Annotated in this window: 19 protein-coding genes; 10 read left to right on the plus strand and 9 right to left on the minus strand. The window is 74.2% G+C overall.

The features are described 5' to 3' along the window. Nucleotides 1–126: 126 nt before the first annotated feature. Nucleotides 127–687: a DoxX family protein gene (locus ACFVYI_RS25735; RefSeq protein ID WP_387889574.1), complete on the minus strand. Its 561-nt coding sequence runs from the start codon at nt 685–687 to the stop codon at nt 127–129. A gap of 188 nt (nt 688–875) precedes the next feature. Between ACFVYI_RS25735 and ACFVYI_RS25740 the strand changes: the two genes are divergently transcribed. After that, nucleotides 876–1,511 carry a MarC family protein gene (locus tag ACFVYI_RS25740; RefSeq protein ID WP_387889575.1) on the plus strand — a complete coding sequence of 212 codons (636 nt, stop codon included), beginning with the start codon at nt 876–878 and terminating at the stop codon, nt 1,509–1,511. Between the two features lie 129 nt (nt 1,512–1,640). On the opposite strand, the gene ACFVYI_RS25745 is transcribed toward ACFVYI_RS25740, so the two are convergent. Then, a complete protein-coding gene (locus ACFVYI_RS25745) occupies nt 1,641–2,075 on the minus strand; it encodes an Lrp/AsnC family transcriptional regulator (RefSeq protein WP_360628690.1) in 435 nt (144 codons plus the stop codon). A gap of 235 nt (nt 2,076–2,310) precedes the next feature. Between ACFVYI_RS25745 and ACFVYI_RS25750 the strand changes: the two genes are divergently transcribed. The 4 genes from ACFVYI_RS25750 (at nt 2,311) to ACFVYI_RS25765 (ending at nt 5,861) form a co-directional block, all read left to right on the plus strand. Further along, the gene (locus ACFVYI_RS25750) at nt 2,311–3,141 is read left to right on the plus strand and encodes a tryptophan 2,3-dioxygenase (protein WP_387889578.1); all 831 of its coding nucleotides are present in this window, start codon (nt 2,311–2,313) and stop codon (nt 3,139–3,141) included. Nucleotides 3,142–3,167: 26 nt separating this feature from the next. Next, nucleotides 3,168–4,394, plus strand: a complete 1,227-nt coding sequence (gene kynU / locus ACFVYI_RS25755; RefSeq protein ID WP_387889581.1) for a kynureninase — start codon at nt 3,168–3,170, stop codon at nt 4,392–4,394. Between the two features lie 70 nt (nt 4,395–4,464). Further along, a complete protein-coding gene (locus ACFVYI_RS25760; RefSeq protein WP_387889583.1) occupies nt 4,465–5,100 on the plus strand; it encodes a TetR family transcriptional regulator in 636 nt (211 codons plus the stop codon). Further along, a complete protein-coding gene (locus tag ACFVYI_RS25765; protein WP_387889586.1) occupies nt 5,097–5,861 on the plus strand; it encodes a glucose 1-dehydrogenase in 765 nt (254 codons plus the stop codon). The genes ACFVYI_RS25760 and ACFVYI_RS25765 overlap by 4 nt, the downstream gene beginning before the upstream one ends. 137 nt (nt 5,862–5,998) lie before the next feature. Here the strand turns inward: ACFVYI_RS25765 and ACFVYI_RS25770 are convergent, their stop codons facing one another. Beyond that, nucleotides 5,999–6,943, minus strand: a complete 945-nt coding sequence (locus tag ACFVYI_RS25770; protein WP_387889589.1) for a hypothetical protein — start codon at nt 6,941–6,943, stop codon at nt 5,999–6,001. A 63-nt stretch (nt 6,944–7,006) separates the two neighbouring features. Between ACFVYI_RS25770 and ACFVYI_RS25775 the strand changes: the two genes are divergently transcribed. Next, nucleotides 7,007–7,645, plus strand: a complete 639-nt coding sequence (locus ACFVYI_RS25775; RefSeq protein ID WP_387889592.1) for a TetR family transcriptional regulator — start codon at nt 7,007–7,009, stop codon at nt 7,643–7,645. 138 nt (nt 7,646–7,783) lie between these two features. On the opposite strand, the gene ACFVYI_RS25780 is transcribed toward ACFVYI_RS25775, so the two are convergent. Beyond that, entirely contained in the window at nt 7,784–9,301 is a 1,518-nt protein-coding gene (locus tag ACFVYI_RS25780; RefSeq protein ID WP_387889595.1) for a choice-of-anchor A family protein, read from the minus strand. Between the two features lie 202 nt (nt 9,302–9,503). On the opposite strand from ACFVYI_RS25780, the gene ACFVYI_RS25785 reads away from it, so the two are divergent. The 3 genes from ACFVYI_RS25785 (at nt 9,504) to ACFVYI_RS25795 (ending at nt 11,815) form a co-directional block, all read left to right on the plus strand. After that, nucleotides 9,504–10,214, plus strand: a complete 711-nt coding sequence (locus ACFVYI_RS25785) for a 4'-phosphopantetheinyl transferase family protein (protein WP_387889597.1) — start codon at nt 9,504–9,506, stop codon at nt 10,212–10,214. A gap of 259 nt (nt 10,215–10,473) precedes the next feature. Then, entirely contained in the window at nt 10,474–10,956 is a 483-nt protein-coding gene (locus ACFVYI_RS25790; protein ID WP_387889599.1) for a DUF2269 family protein, read from the plus strand. Nucleotides 10,957–10,987: 31 nt separating this feature from the next. Then, nucleotides 10,988–11,815, plus strand: coding sequence for a helix-turn-helix domain-containing protein (locus tag ACFVYI_RS25795; RefSeq protein ID WP_387889602.1), 828 nt, complete (start codon nt 10,988–10,990; stop codon nt 11,813–11,815). Between the two features lie 74 nt (nt 11,816–11,889). Here the strand turns inward: ACFVYI_RS25795 and ACFVYI_RS25800 are convergent, their stop codons facing one another. Together ACFVYI_RS25800 and ACFVYI_RS25805 are read right to left on the minus strand one after the other, a co-directional pair. Then, on the minus strand, nt 11,890–12,327 hold the full coding sequence (locus ACFVYI_RS25800; protein ID WP_387889605.1) for a hypothetical protein: 438 nt from the start codon (nt 12,325–12,327) through the stop codon (nt 11,890–11,892). Between the two features lie 207 nt (nt 12,328–12,534). Further along, entirely contained in the window at nt 12,535–13,593 is a 1,059-nt protein-coding gene (locus ACFVYI_RS25805; RefSeq protein WP_387889607.1) for an Lrp/AsnC family transcriptional regulator, read from the minus strand. Between the two features lie 117 nt (nt 13,594–13,710). Here ACFVYI_RS25805 and ACFVYI_RS25810 point away from each other — a divergent pair, with 117 nt between their 5' ends. After that, the gene (locus tag ACFVYI_RS25810; protein WP_387889609.1) at nt 13,711–14,520 is read left to right on the plus strand and encodes an inositol monophosphatase family protein; all 810 of its coding nucleotides are present in this window, start codon (nt 13,711–13,713) and stop codon (nt 14,518–14,520) included. On the opposite strand, the gene ACFVYI_RS25815 is transcribed toward ACFVYI_RS25810, so the two are convergent. The 3 genes from ACFVYI_RS25815 to ACFVYI_RS25825 are packed head-to-tail and all read right to left on the minus strand — an operon-like array spanning nt 14,521 to nt 17,766. Then, entirely contained in the window at nt 14,521–15,411 is an 891-nt protein-coding gene (locus ACFVYI_RS25815; protein WP_387889611.1) for an amidohydrolase family protein, read from the minus strand. Further along, entirely contained in the window at nt 15,408–17,153 is a 1,746-nt protein-coding gene (locus ACFVYI_RS25820) for an acyl-CoA dehydrogenase family protein (RefSeq protein ID WP_387889614.1), read from the minus strand. Before ACFVYI_RS25820 ends, ACFVYI_RS25815 begins: the two co-directional genes overlap by 4 nt. After that, nucleotides 17,137–17,766 carry a TetR/AcrR family transcriptional regulator gene (locus tag ACFVYI_RS25825; protein WP_387889616.1) on the minus strand — a complete coding sequence of 210 codons (630 nt, stop codon included), beginning with the start codon at nt 17,764–17,766 and terminating at the stop codon, nt 17,137–17,139. The genes ACFVYI_RS25820 and ACFVYI_RS25825 overlap by 17 nt, the downstream gene beginning before the upstream one ends. Nucleotides 17,767–17,776 lie beyond the last annotated feature (10 nt).

The following is a 17,776-nucleotide window of genomic DNA, read 5'->3' on the forward strand; positions in this document are numbered from 1 at the left end:
CCGCGGGCGCGGGCTCTCCCCTCCGCTCTCGGGCGGGTGGTCGGGGGGGGGCGCGCGGCGGCGCCGGGCGCGGGGGGGCCGCCGCGCCCCCCCCCGCCCCCCCCCCCCACCCCCGCGGGGGCGGTTTCAGGACAACCCCGAACCCTCCTGCGTCTGCGCCTCCACGGCGGCCCGCTCCTCGCGCAACCGCACCACGTGCCGGCGGCGCGCCACCACGCCGTACGCCGAGGCCGCGCTGGCGGCGAACGCCACCAGGCCCACCCACGGCTGGTCGAAGGCGTGGCCGGTCAGGTGGTCGATCGAGTACCGCCCCGGGCCCGCCAGCCCCAGGGCGAGCCCGGTCGCCCCCAGGAACGCCGGGTACTCGTAGCCGCCCGAGGTGACGAAGAAGCCGGCCGGGGCGTGCACCGCGACCGCGCCCGCCATGGTGCCGGCCACCACCGCACCGGCCGCCGGGGTGGCCAGCCCGGCCACCAGCAGGGCACCGCCGCCCGCCTCGCCGAGGCCCGCCGCCAGGGCGCTCCGGCGGGCCGGGTGGAAGCCCATGTGCTCCATCGCCTTGGTGGTGCCCTCCAGGCCGCCGCCACCGAACCAGCCGAACAGCTTCTGGGTGCCGTGCGCGATCAGCACTCCGCCGACCGCGCCGCGCAGGGCCAGCAGGCCGAGATCCTTACGGTTCAGACACATGTCGAGTCCTCGTTCCAGCGGAGGTGATCCGGCTTCCATAGGAGCCGAAAGGACGACCCGCTTCGACCCGGGGCCGCCATCCGGGCGAATACCGGACCGCCGGGGAATAGCGGCCCGATGACCGCGACCCCGCCCGCCCAGCAGCGTGGCGGCCGAACCGCGCCGATCGCCCCGATCATGCTTGGCCCATGTTCGTCTTCAACCTGAGCAGCGCGTTCATCGCCTTCTTCGCCGTGGTCGGCCCGCCGAAGGTCCTGCTGTCCTTCGCCCGGCTGGCCGCCACCCGCAGCACCCACGAGCTGCGGCGGCTGGCGGCCTGGAGTTCGCTGATCACCGCCTTCATCGGCCTGGTGCTCGCCTACAGCGCGGACTTCGTGACCTCGCTGTTCCACATCAGCGACCAGTCACTGCAGCTGGCCGGCGGGACGATCTTCTTCGTCTACGCCGTCGCACTGGTCCTGGGCATCCACCTCGGCAGCGGCACCGGCGAGGACGACGACCACCTGCCGAACCCGATGGTGGACGGCATCCGCGAACTGCTGCTCCCGTACGTCGCGAGCCCGCTGGCGGTCACGGCGGTGCTGGTGGGCTCGCTCAGCAAGGACGACTGGGGCTGGCGGACCACCATCGTCGGGGCGTACGTCGCCGTGGTGATGATCAACTACGTCTGCGTGGCGGCGCTCGCCCCGCTGATGCGGCGCACCCACCGGACGTCACTGGAGGTGCTCTCCCGGCTGCTCGGACTGCTGCTGGCGGCGGTCGGCGTGGAGCTGTTCCTCAACGGCCTGGCGGGGCTGGGCCTGCACCTGCCCGAGGCGCACTGAGGCCGGGCCGGCGCACTGCCGGTGCGGCCGGTCGGCGCGGGCGGCCCAGGCGCCCCATGTGCCCCGTGCGCCCGGCGCGCCCGGCCCGGCGCCTCGGCGGGCAGCGGGGGGCGTTCGCGTGCGCCGGCGTCAGGGCGCGACCACCGGCCGCCAGGGCACCGGGCTGGAGAGGATCATCGAGCTGGCCGGCTGCCCGTACCCGCCGAGGCGGTCGATCAGCGCCTCGAAGGCGGCCATCGCGGGCACCGCGACCAGCAGCACGCAGCAGGCCCCGCCGGTCACCCGGTGCAGCTGGAGGACCTCCGGCCACCGGGCCACCTCCGGGTCGCGCAGCACGCAGCGCGGGCCGTAGCACTGGAGCTGGACCAGCGCGGTGATCGGCAGCCCGGCCCGGGCGGGGTCGACATGGGCGTGGTAGCCGCTGATCACCCCGTCGGCCTCCAGCCGCCGCACCCGTTCGGCGACGGCGGGTGCGGAGAGGCTCACCCGGCGGGAGAGTTCGTTGTACGAGAGCCGGGCGTCGGCCTGCAGCTCGGCCAGCAGGCGGCGGTCCACTGCGTCCATGACGGCTCCCGGTGGGGTTGATCGACTGGCTGGATCCCGCTCTTTTGCGATCGTAAAGAGATCGGCGGGAAGACCTCTCGATCGACAGGCGCGGATGCGGTTGCCGTGCCCGGTGCCCATTCAATCGGGGGCAGTGACCACCGCACAATGGGGCCCCGGCCGCAACGGACCAGCAGGCGACCGGGTCATCGGGCGGGCGGGACACCCGCCGTCCGGGTCATCAGGAGGAATCGGGATGGGGCACGACACGGTGGAGACACCCAACCTGTCGTTCGGTCGGGGTGGTGAGCCGGGTCGGGGCACCCCCTACGCCCGGTACGCGCGCCTGGAGGAGCTGCACAGCCTGCAGCAGCCGCTCAGCAAGGTGCCGGCCGAGCTGTCGTTCATCGTCACCACCCAGGTCATGGAGCTGCTCTTCGACCTGCTGCGGCAGGAGTGGACGCTGGCCCAGCAGGCGCTGCGCGAGGACGACCTACCGGGCGCGCTGGCCGCGCTGCGGCGCGGCACCCACGTGCAGAACGTCCTGGTGGAGTCCTGGGACCTGCTGGCGACCATGACGCCGCAGGAGTTCAACGCCTTCCGCTCGGTGTTCGGCGAGGCCTCCGGGTTCCAGTCCTCGGCCTTCCTGCACCTGGAGTTCCTGCTGGGCAACAAGAACGCCGCCCTGCTGCGGATGTACGACGAGGTGCCGCACACGCAGGCCGAGCTGAGCGCGGCCCTGCGCGCCCCCGGCCTGTACGACGACGCCCTGGCACTGCTCGCCCGCCGCGGGCTGGCGGTGCCGCACGAGCCCTCCGAGCAGCGGCACCAGGCCGACCCGGCGGTGGAGGCGGCCTGGCGGCAGGTCTACACCGACCCGGCGTACGCGGCGCTGCAGCCGCTCGCCGAGGCACTGCTGGACGTCGCCGAGCGGGTCACCCGCTGGCGCCAGCGGCACCTGACCTCGGTCAAGCGCGCGATGGGCGCCAAGCCCGGCTCGGGCGGCTCCAGCGGCCTCACCTGGCTGCGCAAGGCCGCCGAGCAGGACGTGTTCCCCGAGCTGTGGACCGTACGGGACGAACTGTGAGCGAGAAAGTGGGCAGGACGTTGGGCATGATCACGCGCGAGGAGTGCGCGGCGCTGGACGCCGTCGACCCGCTGGCGGGGTTCCGCGAGGAGTTCGCCCTGCCCGAGGGCGTCGTCTACCTGGACGGGAACTCGCTCGGCGCGCTGCCGGCCCGCACCCCGGAGCGGGTGCGGCAGGTGGTCGAGGAGGAGTGGGGCCGCGAGCTGATCCGCAGCTGGAACGAGGCCGGCTGGTTCGAGCAGCCGTACCGGCTGGGCCGGCGGATCGCGCCGCTGATCGGGGCCGGCCCGGACGAGGTCGTGGTCTGCGACACCACCTCGGTCAACCTGTTCAAGGTGCTGACGGCCGCGCTGCGGCTGCGCCCCGGGCGGCGCACGGTGCTCGGCGACGGCGCGGCCTTCCCGACCGACCTCTACATCGCCGAGGGCGTGACCGAGCTGTTCGAGGGCGCGCGCAGCGTGCTGGTCGCGCCCGAGGAGCTGGACCGGCACCTGGACGCCGACGTCGCCGCCGTCGTCCTCTCGCACGTGGACTACCGCACCGGCGAGCTGCTGGACATGCCCGGGATCACCGCCCGGGTGCAGGCCGCGGGCGCGCTGATGATCTGGGACGTCTGCCACTCGGTGGGTGCGCTGCCGGTCGAACTCGGCGCGAGCAACGCGGACTTCGCGGTCGGCTGCACCTACAAGTACCTGAACGGCGGCCCGGGCTCGCCCGCCTTCCTGTACGTGGCGCAGCGTCACCTCGCGGCCGGCCCGCGGCAGCCGCTGAGCGGCTGGTTCGGCCACGCCCGCCCGTTCGCCTTCGAGCCCGGGTACGACCCGAAGGGGGGCATCGGGCGGTTCCTGACCAGCTCGCCCTCGCTGCTCGGCCAGGCCGCGCTGGAGGCGAGCCTGGACGTCTGGGAGCGGGCCGACCTCGGCGCGGTACGGGCGAAGAGCCTGGCGCTGACCGACCTGTTCGTCTCGCTGGTGGAGGGGCTGGACGGGATCGAGGTGGCCACCCCGCGCGAGCACGCCCGGCGCGGCAGCCAGGTCGCCCTGCGGCACGCCGACGGCTACCCGGTGGTGCAGGCGCTGATCGAGCGCGGGGTGATCGGGGACTTCCGGGCGCCGGACCTCATGCGCTTCGGCTTCACCCCGCTGTACCTGTCGTACGTGGAGGTCTGGGACGCGGCGCGGCAGCTGGCCGAGGTGCTGGAGACCGGCGAGTGGCGGGCGGAGCGGTTCGGCCGGCGCGGCGAGGTCACCTGAGCTCCGCGCTCCGGGCGGCCGCCTCGCGCCCGGCTTGCCGTTAATAATGCCCAGCATTAAAGTCGTCCGCATGGCAAGGACGTCGGCGGGCCACGAGACCCGCGAGAAGCTGCTCCGGGCCGCGGAGGAACTCTTCGCCACCCGAGGCGTGGAAGCCGCCCTGACCAGGGACATCACCCGGCTCGCCGGGCAGAGCAACCCCTCCGCCGTGCAGTACCACTTCGGCTCCCGCGAGGGCCTGCTCGACGCGATCATGGCCGGCCGCCAGGAGCGCACCGAGCAGGCCCTCGCGCCGTTGCTGCCCGGGCTCGACCCGGCCGGCCCGGCCGAACTGCTCGGCGCACTGGTCGCCGCCGAGGCCACCGAGCTGCACACCGAACGGGGCCGGCACTGCCTGCGGATCTCCGCCCAGATCAGCCACAACAGCGGCGTCCGCACCCGGACCCCGCACCCGACGCTGGCCGGCGGCGGCTACTGGCGGCTGATCGAACTGATCGAGGACCGGATCGGGGCCGTGCCGGAACCGATCCGACTGGAGCGGATCGACCTGGTGCTCACCCTGATCGGAGCGGCCCTGGCCGACCGCGCCCGGCAGTACCTCGCCGGAACCACTCCCCTGACCGACGAGGAGACCTTCCTCGCCGACCTGGTGACGATGTCCGCCGCCATGCTCTGCGCACCGATCCCCCCGAGGAGCACGTCATGAACGACCTGACCGGCAAGACCGTCATCATCACGGGCGGCGCCCGCGGCCTGGGCGCCGAGACCGCCCGGCTCGCCGTCGCGGCCGGCGCCGCCGTGGTGATCACCGACGTGCTGGAGGCGGACGGCAAGGCCACCGCCGCCGCGCTCGGCGACCGGGCCAGGTTCGCCCGCCACGACGTGACCTCGGAGGAGGACTGGCAGCACGTGGTCGACTTCGCCGAGGCGGAGTTCGGCACGGTGCACGGCCTGGTCAACAACGCCGGGATCGCCACCGGTTCACTCCTGACGGACGAGAGCGTCGACCACTTCCGCAAGGTGGTGGACATCAACCTGACCGGCGTCTTCATCGGGATGAAGACGGTCGTCCCCGCCCTGCGCTCGGCCGGCGGTGGCTCGATCGTCAACATCTCCTCCGCGGCCGGTCTGATGGGCCTGGCCCTGACCGCCGGCTACGGCGCCTCCAAGTGGGGCGTCCGCGGCCTGTCCAAGATCGGCGCCGTCGAGCTGGGGGCCGAGCGGATCCGGGTCAACTCCGTGCACCCCGGCATGACCTACACCCCGATGACCGCCTCCGTCGGCATCCGCAGCGGCGAGGGCAACTACCCCAACACCCCGATGGCCCGGGTCGGCGAGGCCCCCGAGATCGCCACCGCCGTCGTCTACCTGCTCTCGGACGACGCCTCCTACGTCAACGGCGCCGAACTCGCCGTCGACGGCGGCTGGACCACCGGACCGACGGTCAAGTACGTCATGGGCCAGTAGCCCCGGCGACACGGCCCGCCGGGCGGTCCGCCACCCGACCGGCCGTCAGACCCCGCCGATGGACCCGTCGGACGGCTCCGCACCCGTCGACGGCCCCGCACCCGGCCGGCGGGCCCGGGGCCGCGCCGGCTCGGTGGTCACCGCACGGTCAGCTCCCGGACCAGCCGCCGGTACACCTCGAAGGCCGGCTTGCGGGTGTAGTCGTCCCGGAGCAGGCCGAACCCGTCGAAGGCGCCGGTGCCCGCGCTGTCCGCGTCGCGCAGGCTGAAGAAGGCGTAGCCCTCGACGGCCAGTTCGCCGGCGAGCCCGACGACCGTCCGGACCACCTCCTCGACCACCTCGGCCTGCCGCGACTCCGTCCGGTCCGGCCCGGTGGGCCAGCCGTGCTCGCAGATCCTGATCGGCACACCGGGCCCGATGCCCGCCTTCGCGACGCTGTCGCGCCGGAAGCCGGTGAGCACCGCGCCGACCACCTCGGCGAGCCGGTCCGGCGGGACGGGCCGGAACACGTCGGGGAAGAAGTCCAGGCCGACGTAGTCGAGCGCCCGGTGGAAGCGCTCGTCCGCGAGCGCACCGAGCTCGGCCCAGAAGGTGTCGGCGGGATCGAAGCTCAGCACCGCGTTGAACCCGACCGCGAGGTCCAGGCCGTGGGCGAGCGCCTCCTCCTTGGCCGCGACCACGCCGCGGACGAGCGCCCGGCGGACGTTCGGGGTGCTGCCGTCGAGCGCCGGGCGGTCGGCGTTGGGCTCCTCGCAGATCTGCAGCGTCGCCACCCGGTGGCCCTCCTCCCGCACCGTCCGCCGGACGAAGTCCAGCCAGCCGTCGAGGTCCCCGGTCGGATCGCGGAACTGGAGCACCAGGTCGAGCCGGCGGCCCTCGACGGCGTAGCGCTCCGGCTCGACCGGGGTGCCGGGCCCCTCGGGGTACGGACGGTAGGCCCGCACCAGCAGGGTGGGCGCCTCGCCCTGGAGTTCGCGCAGGGCCGCCTCGATCAGCGCCGGGTCGTCGGGGCTGACGGGTTCGATCACGTCGATGTCGTCACCGAGCAGACCGCCGGGATAGATGCCGAAGGTGAAAGTCATGCCGCCACCGTAGCCCATATTTTTGGTGTCACTGCAAATTTGGCGTGGCCCTATGATTTCCTCATGGGACTTCGCGAAGCCAAGAAGCAGCAGACCCGCGCCCTGCTGGCCGACACGGCGATGGGGCTGTTCGTCGAGCGCGGGTTCGAACAGGTCACCGTGGCCGAGGTGGCCGGGGCCGCCGGGGTCTCGACCAATACGGTGTTCAACTACTTCCCGACCAAGGAGGACCTCTTCTTCGACCGGCAGGACGCGGTGGTCGCCCACCTGGCCACGGTGGTGCGCGAACGGCCGGCCGGGACCTCGGCCGTCGAGGCGGTACGGGCCGACCTGCTGGCCGGCCTCGCGGCGGGCGAACCCACCTTCGGCCTGAGCGCCGAGGCGGCGGTCTTCTGGCACGTGGTCGCCCAGAGCCCCGCGCTCCGGGCCCGACTGCTGGAACTGGGCGAACGCTCGGAGGCGGCGCTCGCGGCGGCCCTGGCCGAGGAGTCGGGGGCCGACCCGGAGGACCCGCTGCCCCGGGTCCTGGCGGGCGCCGTCGCGGGGGCGCACCGGGCGGTCATCGCGGAGATCCGGCGGGGCATCGTGGCCGGTACGCCGGCCGAGACCGTCCGGGCCCGCGTCGAGGCGGCGGCAGAGGAGGCCTTCGGCCTGCTGCGGTCGGGGCTGGACCGCTTCCCGGCCGGGCCGGCGGCCCGCTGAGCACCCGGTGCGGGCGGCGGCCGGGGCGGAGCCGGGCGGGGCGGCGGGCGGGACGGTCGGGGCGGTCGGACGTGGGCAGGCCGCCCGGTCGGGTGACCGGGCGGCCTGCCGGCGGTTCAGTGCCGCGACGCGGCCGGGCTAGCTGTGGCGTCCGCGACGGCGGGCGGCCAGGACGGCGAGGCCGCCGAGACCGAGCAGGCCGACTCCGGCGAGGCCGAACACGACCGGTGCGTTACCCGCGCCGGTCGAGGGCAGCTCACCGCCACCACCGGTCGACGTGCCGGGGGCCGGCCGGTGACCGGTCGGCCGGTGACCGGTCGGGTGCGTGGTCGGGCCGGTCGGCGCGGGGCTCGACGAGCTGGGGGTCGGGGTGCCGGCCGTCGAGGTCGGCGCGGTCGGGGACGGCGAGGTCGGGGACGGCGTCGGCGAGGTCGGCGTCGGGCTCGGGGAAGTCGGCGTCGGGCTCGGCGACGTCGGCGACGGCGAGGTCGGGGACGGGCTCGGCGACGTCGGGGAGGGCGAGGTCGGCGTCGGGCTCGGCGTCACGGCACAGTCCGGCAGGTCCCCGTCGAACGGGTAACTGTGGATCTCGTAGCCGCCGTTGCCGGTCTGGATCAGGTTGCCCGCGAGGTACACCCGGCCGTTCATGCCGGGCTGGGCGATGGTCGTGGTGCCGCCCGCGTTGCCCGCCATGACCGAGCCCTGGAACTGCGCGCTGCCGAGGATCTGCGCGTTGGTGGACGTGGGGAAGTTCCACATCAGCCTGGAGCGCATCTCGGTGGTCTGGTCGCCGGGCAGACCGGTACCGGTGTAGGTGTTGATGATCGGGTCGGCCGCCAGCATGTTGACGACGACGGTGGCGCCGGCCGGGATGTTGGCGAAGACCAGTCCGATCTGCTGGGTGGCCGAGCCCAGGTTCCCGGTGACGTTGAAGACCTGCTTCATGCTGGTCCCGTCACCGGTGAAGGTCGCCTCGCTGCTGGTCACCGCGACCGTGCCGGTGGCGGTCGCCTTGGCGACACAGGCGGAGACCTCCTCGATCTGGGTCAGCACCGACTGGTAGGGCGCGGCGGCGTCCGGGTCCTTGATCGCCTGACCGGTGGGGTCGATGCTGACGGTGCCGGTGAGCGTGCCCGCGTAACGCAGGTTGCCGAAGGCCGGACCCTGGGAGTCGCTGCCGCCGATGAGGACCTGGTTGCCGGTCCTCACGTCCACATTGCCGCCGACGGTCACGAAGTCGCTCCCGTTGGGCGGCACCACCCGCGAACCGACCCCGACCACGCCCATGTTGAAGGCGCCGCCGCCCTGGCTCTTGTCGACGGTGAGGTCACCCAGGGTGACGACCTTGCCCTCGACCTCGGCGGCCCGGCCGTTCACGGTGTAGTCGCCGCCGGTGAAGACGTTGATCGTGGAGTCCCGGCCGGCGAAGTCTCCGTTGTGCGGCGGCGTCGGCCAGGTGGCCGGGCAGTCGGGGCCGGAGCACGCCCCCAGCGGCGGGGCCAACGGTGCGGCCGAACCCACCGTCAGCACCGCGGCCATCGGGAGCGCCGCGGCGGCGGCGGCCACTGCCAGCCGGACGGCCCGGCGCCTGCGGGCGGCCGGCGGCCTCTTCGTGGTGGTCGTTCTGAGACCCGGCGACCCCAAGCCCTGATCCATCGACACATTCCTCCGCACAGAGAGAAAGGCGGCAGGTCGCACAACCTGCCGCGTTTCAGTTGATCCCATCTGATATCCGATAATTACGGCACATTCAACACCAAATCGGACGATCCATACCCTACAGACCATCAGGACCGATCCCAAGCAGTCCGGGCGACCGAGCGACCGCACCTCCGCCGGCCCCCGCTAGGTTGAGTCCATGACTTCCGAGGACCAGGACCCGCACGCTCCGCTCGCCGCCGTCTCGGCCAGCGCCGATGTCCTGCGGCACCCCGAGGCCGGCGAACACCTGCTCACCACCGTCGAACGCGAGCGCGCCGCGCGATTCCGGCACGAGTCGGGGCGGGTCGACTTCACCGCCGCGCACGTCCTGGTCCGGCTCTGCGCCGCCCGCCTGCTCGGCGTACCGGCCACCGAGGTGACGCTGGCCCAGAACTGCCCCGACTGCGGCAAGGGCGACCACGGCCGGCCCTACCTGCCGGACCACCCGGACGTCCAGGTGAGCCTCTCGCACACCCGCGGGGTCGTCGCGGCCGCCGCCGGGTACCAGCCGGTCGGCGTCGACGTCGAGCTGACGGCCCGCAGCGGCTCGCTCCTCGACGTCGCCCAGCGGGTGCTCAGCCCGGCCGAGCTGCGGCAGGTCGAGGCGCACCCGGAGCCCGGGCGGGCGTTCCTGCGGCTGTGGGTGCGCAAGGAGTCGCTGATCAAGCTCGGGCGGGCCAGCCTGAACACCCTGGCCGGCGTCGACCTCTCCGCGCTGCCGCTCGACGTACCGGCGGGCGAGCCGCTGCGCAGCCGCTACCAGGACCTGTACCTGCTCGACTGGGCCGACGTCCGGCAGGGAGCGGCCGTCTCGGTGGCGAGCACCGCCGCACCGCGGGTCGCGGTGCTGACGCCGTCGGGCGCCTGAGCGCCCGGACGGATCGGGCGGCCGGACGGATCGGGCGGCCGGGGTCGCGGGCCCTGCTACTGGCGGGGCCCGGCCAGTAGCAGGGCGGAGCCGGGCGGAGCGGGCGACGTCGCGGCCCGCGTGCGGGCCCCACCCGCGCGGCAGGGGCCCGGATAAGCGGTGTTAGCGTGCCTGCTCGGGGCTCGGCAACCGTTCGCCCCGGCTGCCCGTGCCGCGTCCCCGGCGCGCAGCCCCCGTTGGATCAAAGGGTGTCCCCGCCATGGCCAAGTTCCTGCTGAGCCTGCACGTCCTCGCCTCGGTGCTGTTCGTGGGCCCGGTGGCGGTGGCCGTGAGCATGTTCCCGCGCCGGGCCAGGGCCGCACTGGCCGGCGGACCGGACCGCGCCGCCGAGGCCGGCACCCTGCGCCTGCTGCACCGGATCACCCAGGTCTACGCGCTGCTCGGGATGGCCGTCCCGGTGATGGGCATCGGCGTCGCCCAGGTGATGGACGTGCTGGGGCAGTCCTGGCTGATCGTCTCGATGGTGCTCACCGCGCTCGCGGCGCTCTCGCTGCTGCTGTTCGTCCTGCCCGGACAGCAGGCGGCGGTGGACGCGCTCGACCTCGACGCCGAGGCCCCGGAGCACGGCAAGGCCGTCCAGGGCCTGCGGCTGCTTCCGATGACGGCCGGGGTGTTCAACCTGCTCTGGGCCGTGGTCGTCGTCCTGATGATCATCCGACCCGGTTCGACCACCGGCGCCTGACCGGGCGACCCGCCGGGAGTACCGTCCTGTCATGACGACAGCGGGTATCGACACCGGTACGGGGACGGGCGTGGGGGCGCTGCTGCGCGGCTGGCGCGAGCGGCGACAGCTCAGCCAGCTGCAACTGGCACTGCGGGCCGACTCCTCGGCCCGGCACATCAGCTTCGTCGAGACCGGGCGCTCCCGGCCCAGCCAGGAGATGGTGCTGCGGCTCGCGGAGCAGCTGGACATCCCCGTCCGCGAGCGCAACTCCCTGCTGCTGGCCGCCGGTTACGCCCCGCACTACCCCGAGACGCCGCTGGACGACCCGGCGATGGAGGCGCTGCGGGCCGGCATGGAACGGCTGCTGGCCTCGCACGATCCGTACCCGGCCGTGGTGGTCGACGGCACCTTCCGGGTACTGGCGGCCAACCGCTCGCTCGGCCTGCTGCTCTCCGGCGTGGCCCCGCACCTGCTGGAACCGCCGCTCAACGCCATGCGGATCACCCTGCACCCCGAGGGGCTGGCACCCCGCATCGTCAACTTCCGGCAGTGGCGGCGGCACCTGCTGGAGCGGATGGACCATCAGATCTCACGGGTCCGCTCGGAGCCGCTGCGGGCGCTGTTCGACGAGGTCCGCGCCTACCCCGAGCCGGAGTCGGCCTTCGACGAGCCCGAGGAGGACATCACCGAACTGTTCCCGTTCGCCCTGCCCATGCGGGTGGCGGTCGACGGGCAGGTGCTGTCCTTCCTCTCCACCATCGCGACCTTCAACACACCCATGGACGTGACCGTCTCCGAGCTGGCCATGGAGACCTTCCTCCCGGCCGACGCGCAGACGGTCGCGTTCCTGCGGGCGGCGGTACCGGCCGATCGTTAGCGGGCCGCCCGGTCGAGGCCGCCGGGCACCGGGCACCCGGCCGGTCGTCCGCGGACGGGTCACGTCGCCGATCGTCAGCGGGCCGCCCGGTCGAGGCCGCGCAGGGCGGTGAACTGGAGGGCGGCGAACAGCAGCACGGTGCCGGCCTGCGCCGGGATCCAGACCAGCCCGGCGGTGCTCGGCTCCAGCCAGACCGCCATCGCCACCAGGCTGAGCGCCGCCCAGACCACGTTGATGTCGATCACCGCCTGCACGGCGAGGCGGGCCGGGCGACGGCGGGCGGCCAGGACGCCGACCGCGAGGCCGAACACCGCGAGGACGGCGCCCAGCTCGACCAGGGTGGAGCTGCCGACACCGAGCAGGTCGCCGAGCGGGCCGGCGAAGGCCAGGTAGGCGAGGCCGTTGCCACCGCTGACCAGGGCGTCGAGGGCGAGGAAGCGGCGAAGGTCCTGCCGGCCCTTCCGGTCGGCGGCGGAGGTGGGGCGGGCGGCGGCGAGGGTGTTCGCGGGCATGGCGGATCAGCCTCCGGAGAAGTGGTCGGATCCCGGTGCGGTCGGCGCGACCAGGTGCTCCACACTCTGCCCGGACGGGCCCGGGGCGTCGATTACCTCCGAGGTAATGGCCCAGGTCAGCGGCTGGATCGGCGTCGGACCGGGGGTGGGCCGGGGCCTGGTTCAGGGGTGAACCGGGGCTGATTCAAGGGGTGAGCCGGGCCTGGTTCAGGGCCGTGGCCGTGGACGCTGCAGCGGGACGCCCGCCCGTTTCACCGCGCGGGCGACGATCGCCGTCTCGGCACGGTCGACGCCGAGCGGGCCGAGCGTCCCGGTGAGGAAGCGGTAGAGGCCGCCGTGATCGGCGCAGAACAGGGTGGCCACCAGGTTGGTCGGACCGCTGGTGGCGAAGACCCCGTGCACCTGCGGGTGGCGGGCCAGCGCCGTACCCACCTCGGCGAGCCGGCTCGGGGGGACGTCCAACCAGAGGTTGGCGTCCACGGCCATGCCCAGCAGCCGCGGGTCGACGGTGGCGTGGGTGCGGAGCAGACCGGCGGCGGCGAGCCGGTGCAGCCGGCGGCGGACGGTCGACTCGGGTGCGCCGACGGCCGCCGCCAGGGTGGCGTGGGACTGCCGGGCGTCGACGGACAGGCGGGCGAGCAGGGCGCGGTCGAGCGCGTCGAGCGGGGGCTTCTCCCGGGGGTGGTCGGCGGCCGTCGAGGTCTGGGCCGTCGGGGTCTGGGCGGCCGGGGTCTGAACGGTCGGCGCGGGTGGGGCCGGGGCCGGGGTCAGTGCAGCCACCTCGGCCTCGTCCAGGTAACCCGCCTGCCACTGCCCCGCGTCGGAGAAGGCGTGCAGCACCGCGTGCGTGGTGGTCTCGGTGACCGCCGCGGTGGCGGGCAGCTGCCCGTACAGCAGGCGGTCCCGGGCGCCTGCGTCGCTCAGCATCACCGCGCCGACCTCCTGCCCGCCGAGCATGACGTCGACGAACGGGACGTCCGGGCGGTCGGCCAGGGCCTGCGCGATGGTGTCGACCTTGCCGCGCAGCACCCGGACCCGTAGCAGCAGCGCACCGACGGCGGCGTCCTCGACCTCGGGCATCCGGACCACGCGCAGCAGCCCGGCCTGCTGCATCCGGGCCAGCCGACGGGTGACGGTCCGGGCGGAGACGCCGAGCACCTCGGCGATCCGGCCGGTCTCGGCCCGGCCGTCGACCTGGAGGGCACAGACCAGGCGGCGGTCCAGCAGGTCGAGCACGGTGTCCGGATCCGCAGTCGAGATATCCATGGTGTCCGATCTCCGTCAGTACCAGCCGACATGGAGTCCTGTTCGGCAGCAACGACGGTACTCCTTGTCCTGGACGGCCGGGAGGCTCCCCGGCCCGCGACGGATCGGAGGACGGCCATGGACGAGGTACGGGAGCTCAGGGAACTGCTGCCCGGGGTCGAGGCGGCGGTGCGGGAGGTCGGCGCACGGCTGGCGGCGGTGCGCCCGGCCGGGCCCACCCCCGGACGGACGGTCGCGGAGGCGATGGCGCACTTCGCCGAGGTGGACGGCCCGGCCGCCACCCACCTGCGGGCCCGACTGGGTGAACTGCGCCCGCGGGCCGGCCGGCTGACGGACGAACTGGCGGGCGAGGTGCCGGCCGAGGGCGAGTGGTGGCTCTGCGACGCCGTCGACGGCGCCGTGCAGTACCTGCTCGGCCAGCAGCAGTGGGCGGTCACCGCCACCCTGGTGCGGGACGGCGTCGCGGCGCTGGCCGTGGTGCACACCCCGGAGCTCGGCGGGCGCACCTTCCGCGCGGTGCGGGGCGGCGGCGCCGAGCTGGACGGGCGGCCCGTCGCGCCGCCGGAGCGCGAGCTGTCGGCGGCCGTCGCCGGGACGGGCCAGCCGCCCCTGGTCGCCGCGGACCCGGTGGCGCTGCGCCGCGCCGGCGAGTCGCTGACGGCCGTGCTGGGCTCGGTCCTGGCGGTCCGCAGCCTCGGGCCGACCTCGCTGCAGGTCGCCCAGGTCGGCTCCGGACAGTTGGGGCTGTTCTGGGAGTACGGGGCGGACGCGGGCAACCTGCTGCCGGGCGCGCTGATCGCGGCCGAGGCGGGCGCGACGGTGACGGACGCCGCCGGGGCGGCCTGGACGGCCGGCTCCGACAGCTTCCTCGCCGCCGCGCCCGGGCTGCACGCGGACCTGCTGGAGGTGCTGCGGACGGTGCGGTGATCAGCCCGCCGGATCGAGCCCGAAGAGCGTGGCGGCGTTGTCGTGGCAGACCGCCCGCAACCACTCCTCCCCCAACCCCAGCGCGGCCAGCGCCTCCAGCTGGTGCACGTACCGGTACGGGATGTTGGGGAAGTCGCTGCCGAGCAGGACACGGTCCTGGAGAGCGCGCAGACGCGGCAGCTCGGTGCGCGGGAACGGGTCGTCGGCCTCGACGAAGTCGGTGAACGCCATGGTGGTGTCCAGCCGGACGGACGGGTGGCGCTCGGCGAGGTCGAGGAAGTCCCGGTACTCCGACATGCCCAGGTGGGCGACCACCAGGGGAAGCCCCGGGTGCCGGTCCAGCACCTCGCCGATCGGGCCGGGGCCGGTGAACTTGCCCGCCACCGGCCCGGATCCGCAGTGCACGACCACCGGGGTGCCGGTCTGCGCGAGCAGCCCCCAGACCTCGTCCAGCCGACGGTCCGTCGGGTCGTAGCCGCCGACCTGGAGGTGCGCCTTGAACACCCGGGCGCCGTCCTCGACCGCCCGCGCCACGTAGGCGGGCGCCTCGGGCTCGGCGAAGAAGGTCGCGGTGTGCAGGCAGTCCGGGGTGCGGGCGGCGAAGTCGGCGGCCCAGGCGTTCAGCCAGGACGCCATCCCGGGCTTGTGCGGGTACAGCATGGACGTGAACGCGCGGACGCCGAACTCCCGCAGCCGCTCCACGCGTTCGGCCTCGGCGACGCGGTAGGTGATCGGCCAGGAGCGGTTCACGAGCGGGCCGGCCGCGTCGAAGTACGCCCACACCTTGTCGAGGACGCTCTTCGGCATGAAGTGGGTGTGCACGTCGACCAGGCCGGGCAGGCCGAGGGCCTGCCAGAACCGGCGGACCTCCGCCACCTCGTCCCCGCTCACGCGGGCACCGGGCGGGCGCGGTCGATGATCGCGCCCGCGCCGAGGCCGGCGGGCAGGGTGCCGAAGGCCGCGCCGTGGTCGCCGCCGAGGCGGGAGGCGCAGAAGGCGTCGGCCACCGCCGGATCGCCGTGGCGGACCAGCAGCGAACCCTGGAAGGCCAGCGCCATCGCCTCGACCAGCCGGCGCGTCCGGTACTCCAGATCGCTCGTGTCGGTGAGCTGCTTGCGGAGTTCGGCGACGGCGGCGTCGAGCCGGCGGTCCGCGCCGGCGGCGGCGTCCAGCTCGCCGAGGAAGGCCTCGACGGTCTCGGGGTGCTTGGCCATCGCACGCAGCGCGTCCAGGGCGGCGACATTGCCGGAGCCCTCCCAGATCGAGACCAGCGGCGCCTCGCGGTAGAGCCTGGGCATGCCGGACTCCTCGACGTAACCGTTGCCGCCGAGGCACTCCAGCGCCTCGGCGGCGTGCGCCGGACCGCGCTTGCAGACCCAGTACTTGGCGACCGCCAGCCCCAGCCGGCGCACCAGCACCTCCGTCTCGTCCCCGGCGAGCGCCCGGTCGGTGGCCTCGGCGAGCCGCATCGCCACGGTGGTGGCCGCCTCGGACTCCACGACCAGGTCGGCGAGCACGTTGCGCATCAGCGGCTGGTCGACCAGCGCCTTGCCGAACGCCCGCCGGTGCAGCGCGTGCTGGACCGCGCGGGTGGCCCCGAGCCGCATGCCGGAGGCGGCGCCCAGGGTGCAGTCGAGGCGCGTCATGTTGACCATCTCGATGATGGTCCGGACCCCACGGCCCTCCTCGCCCACCAGCCAGCCGATCGCGCCGTCGTACTCGAGCTCGGCGGAGGCGTTGGACTTGTTGCCCAACTTGTCCTTGAGCCGCTGGAGGTGGAGGCGGTTGCGGGAGCCGTCCGGGAGGACGCGGGGCAGCATGAAGCAGCTGAGCCCGCCCGGCGCCTGGGCCAGCGTCAGGAAGAGGTCCGACATCGGCGCCGAGGTGAACCACTTGTGGCCGGTCAACCGGTAGGTGCCGTCCGCCTGCGGGGTGGCGGTGGTGGTGTTGGTGCGGACGTCCGAGCCGCCCTGCTTCTCGGTCATCGACATGCCGGCGATCAGCCCGCGCTTGCCGTGCGGCTCGCGCAGCCCGAAGTCGTACTCGGTGGCGGCCAGCAACGGCTCCAACTCGGCGGCCAGCGCCGGATTCGCGCGCAGGGCGGGGACGGAGGCGTAGGTCATCGAGATCGGGCAGGTGTGGCCGGCCTCGACCTGGCTCCAGACGAAGAACTTGGCGGCGCGGGCGGCGTGCGCGCCCGGCCGGTCGTCCCGCCAGGGCGTGGCGTGCAGGCCGTGGCCGACGGCGGTGCGCATCAGCTCGTGCCAGTACGGGTGGAACTCGACCTCGTCGATCCGGTGACCGAAGCGGTCGTGGGTGCGCAGCACGGGCGGGTACTCGTTGGCCAACCGCCCCCAGTCGGCGGCCTGTTCGGAGCCCGCGAGGCGGCCGAGCTCGTGCAGCTCGGCCTCGGCCCAGCCTGCGCCGGCCCGGTGCAGGGCCGCGAGCAGGGCCGGATCGGCGGCGGTGTCGTGCCCGTACGGCAGGGGCACCTGGTTGGTGACCTCGTGCGTCCTGGCGGCCGCGTACGCCGCTTCGGGGGCGGGGGCGGGGGTGGCGGGGGTGGCGGGTGCGGGGGTCGTGCTGTCGCGTGTGGTGGCGTCGGGCGTGGTGGTGTCAGGCGTCGCTGTCATCGCGTCCTCCCAGGGCACGCAGGGTGAAGGAGACCAGAGCGGGGACCACCTCGGGCGGGGCGTCCCCGGAAACGGGTGCATGGGCCGCGGCGAGCGGGCCGGCCAACGCCTCGCCGACCGCGCCGACCAGGGCGGCCGCGGTCAGCTCCGGGTCCTGCCGGGGCAACTGGCCGGCCGCCACGGCGGCGGCGATCTCGGTGGCGATCACATCGCGGAACGCCCGGCGGAACACCAGGCGTTCGGCGTCCACCACGGCGTCGGCCGGCTCGACCAGCAGCACATGGGCGAGCCTGGGCGCACGCAGGGCGCGGGCGGCGAAGGTCTCGACCACGGCGGCGATCCGCTGCAGCGGGGTCTCGCGCCGGGCCACGGCCTCGGTGACGGCGGCGATCTCCCGGGTGACCACCCGGCGGAACAGTTCGACGGACAGCTCGGCCTTGTTGGCGAAGTGCTGGTAGAGGCTGCCGGTGGCGATCCCGGCGCGGTCCGCCACCGCGGCCATCGAGCAGCCGCCGTAGCCGCGCTCGGCGAGCAACCCCACCGCGGCCTGCAGGACCGCCTCGCGCTGGGCGTCCAGGCGGGCTTGTACGGCGGGGGTGCGTCGGTAGGCCATGGAAGTATTG

This window comes from Kitasatospora sp. NPDC058218 (assembly GCF_042882445.1).
Taxonomy (GTDB): Bacteria; Actinomycetota; Actinomycetes; order Streptomycetales; family Streptomycetaceae; genus Kitasatospora.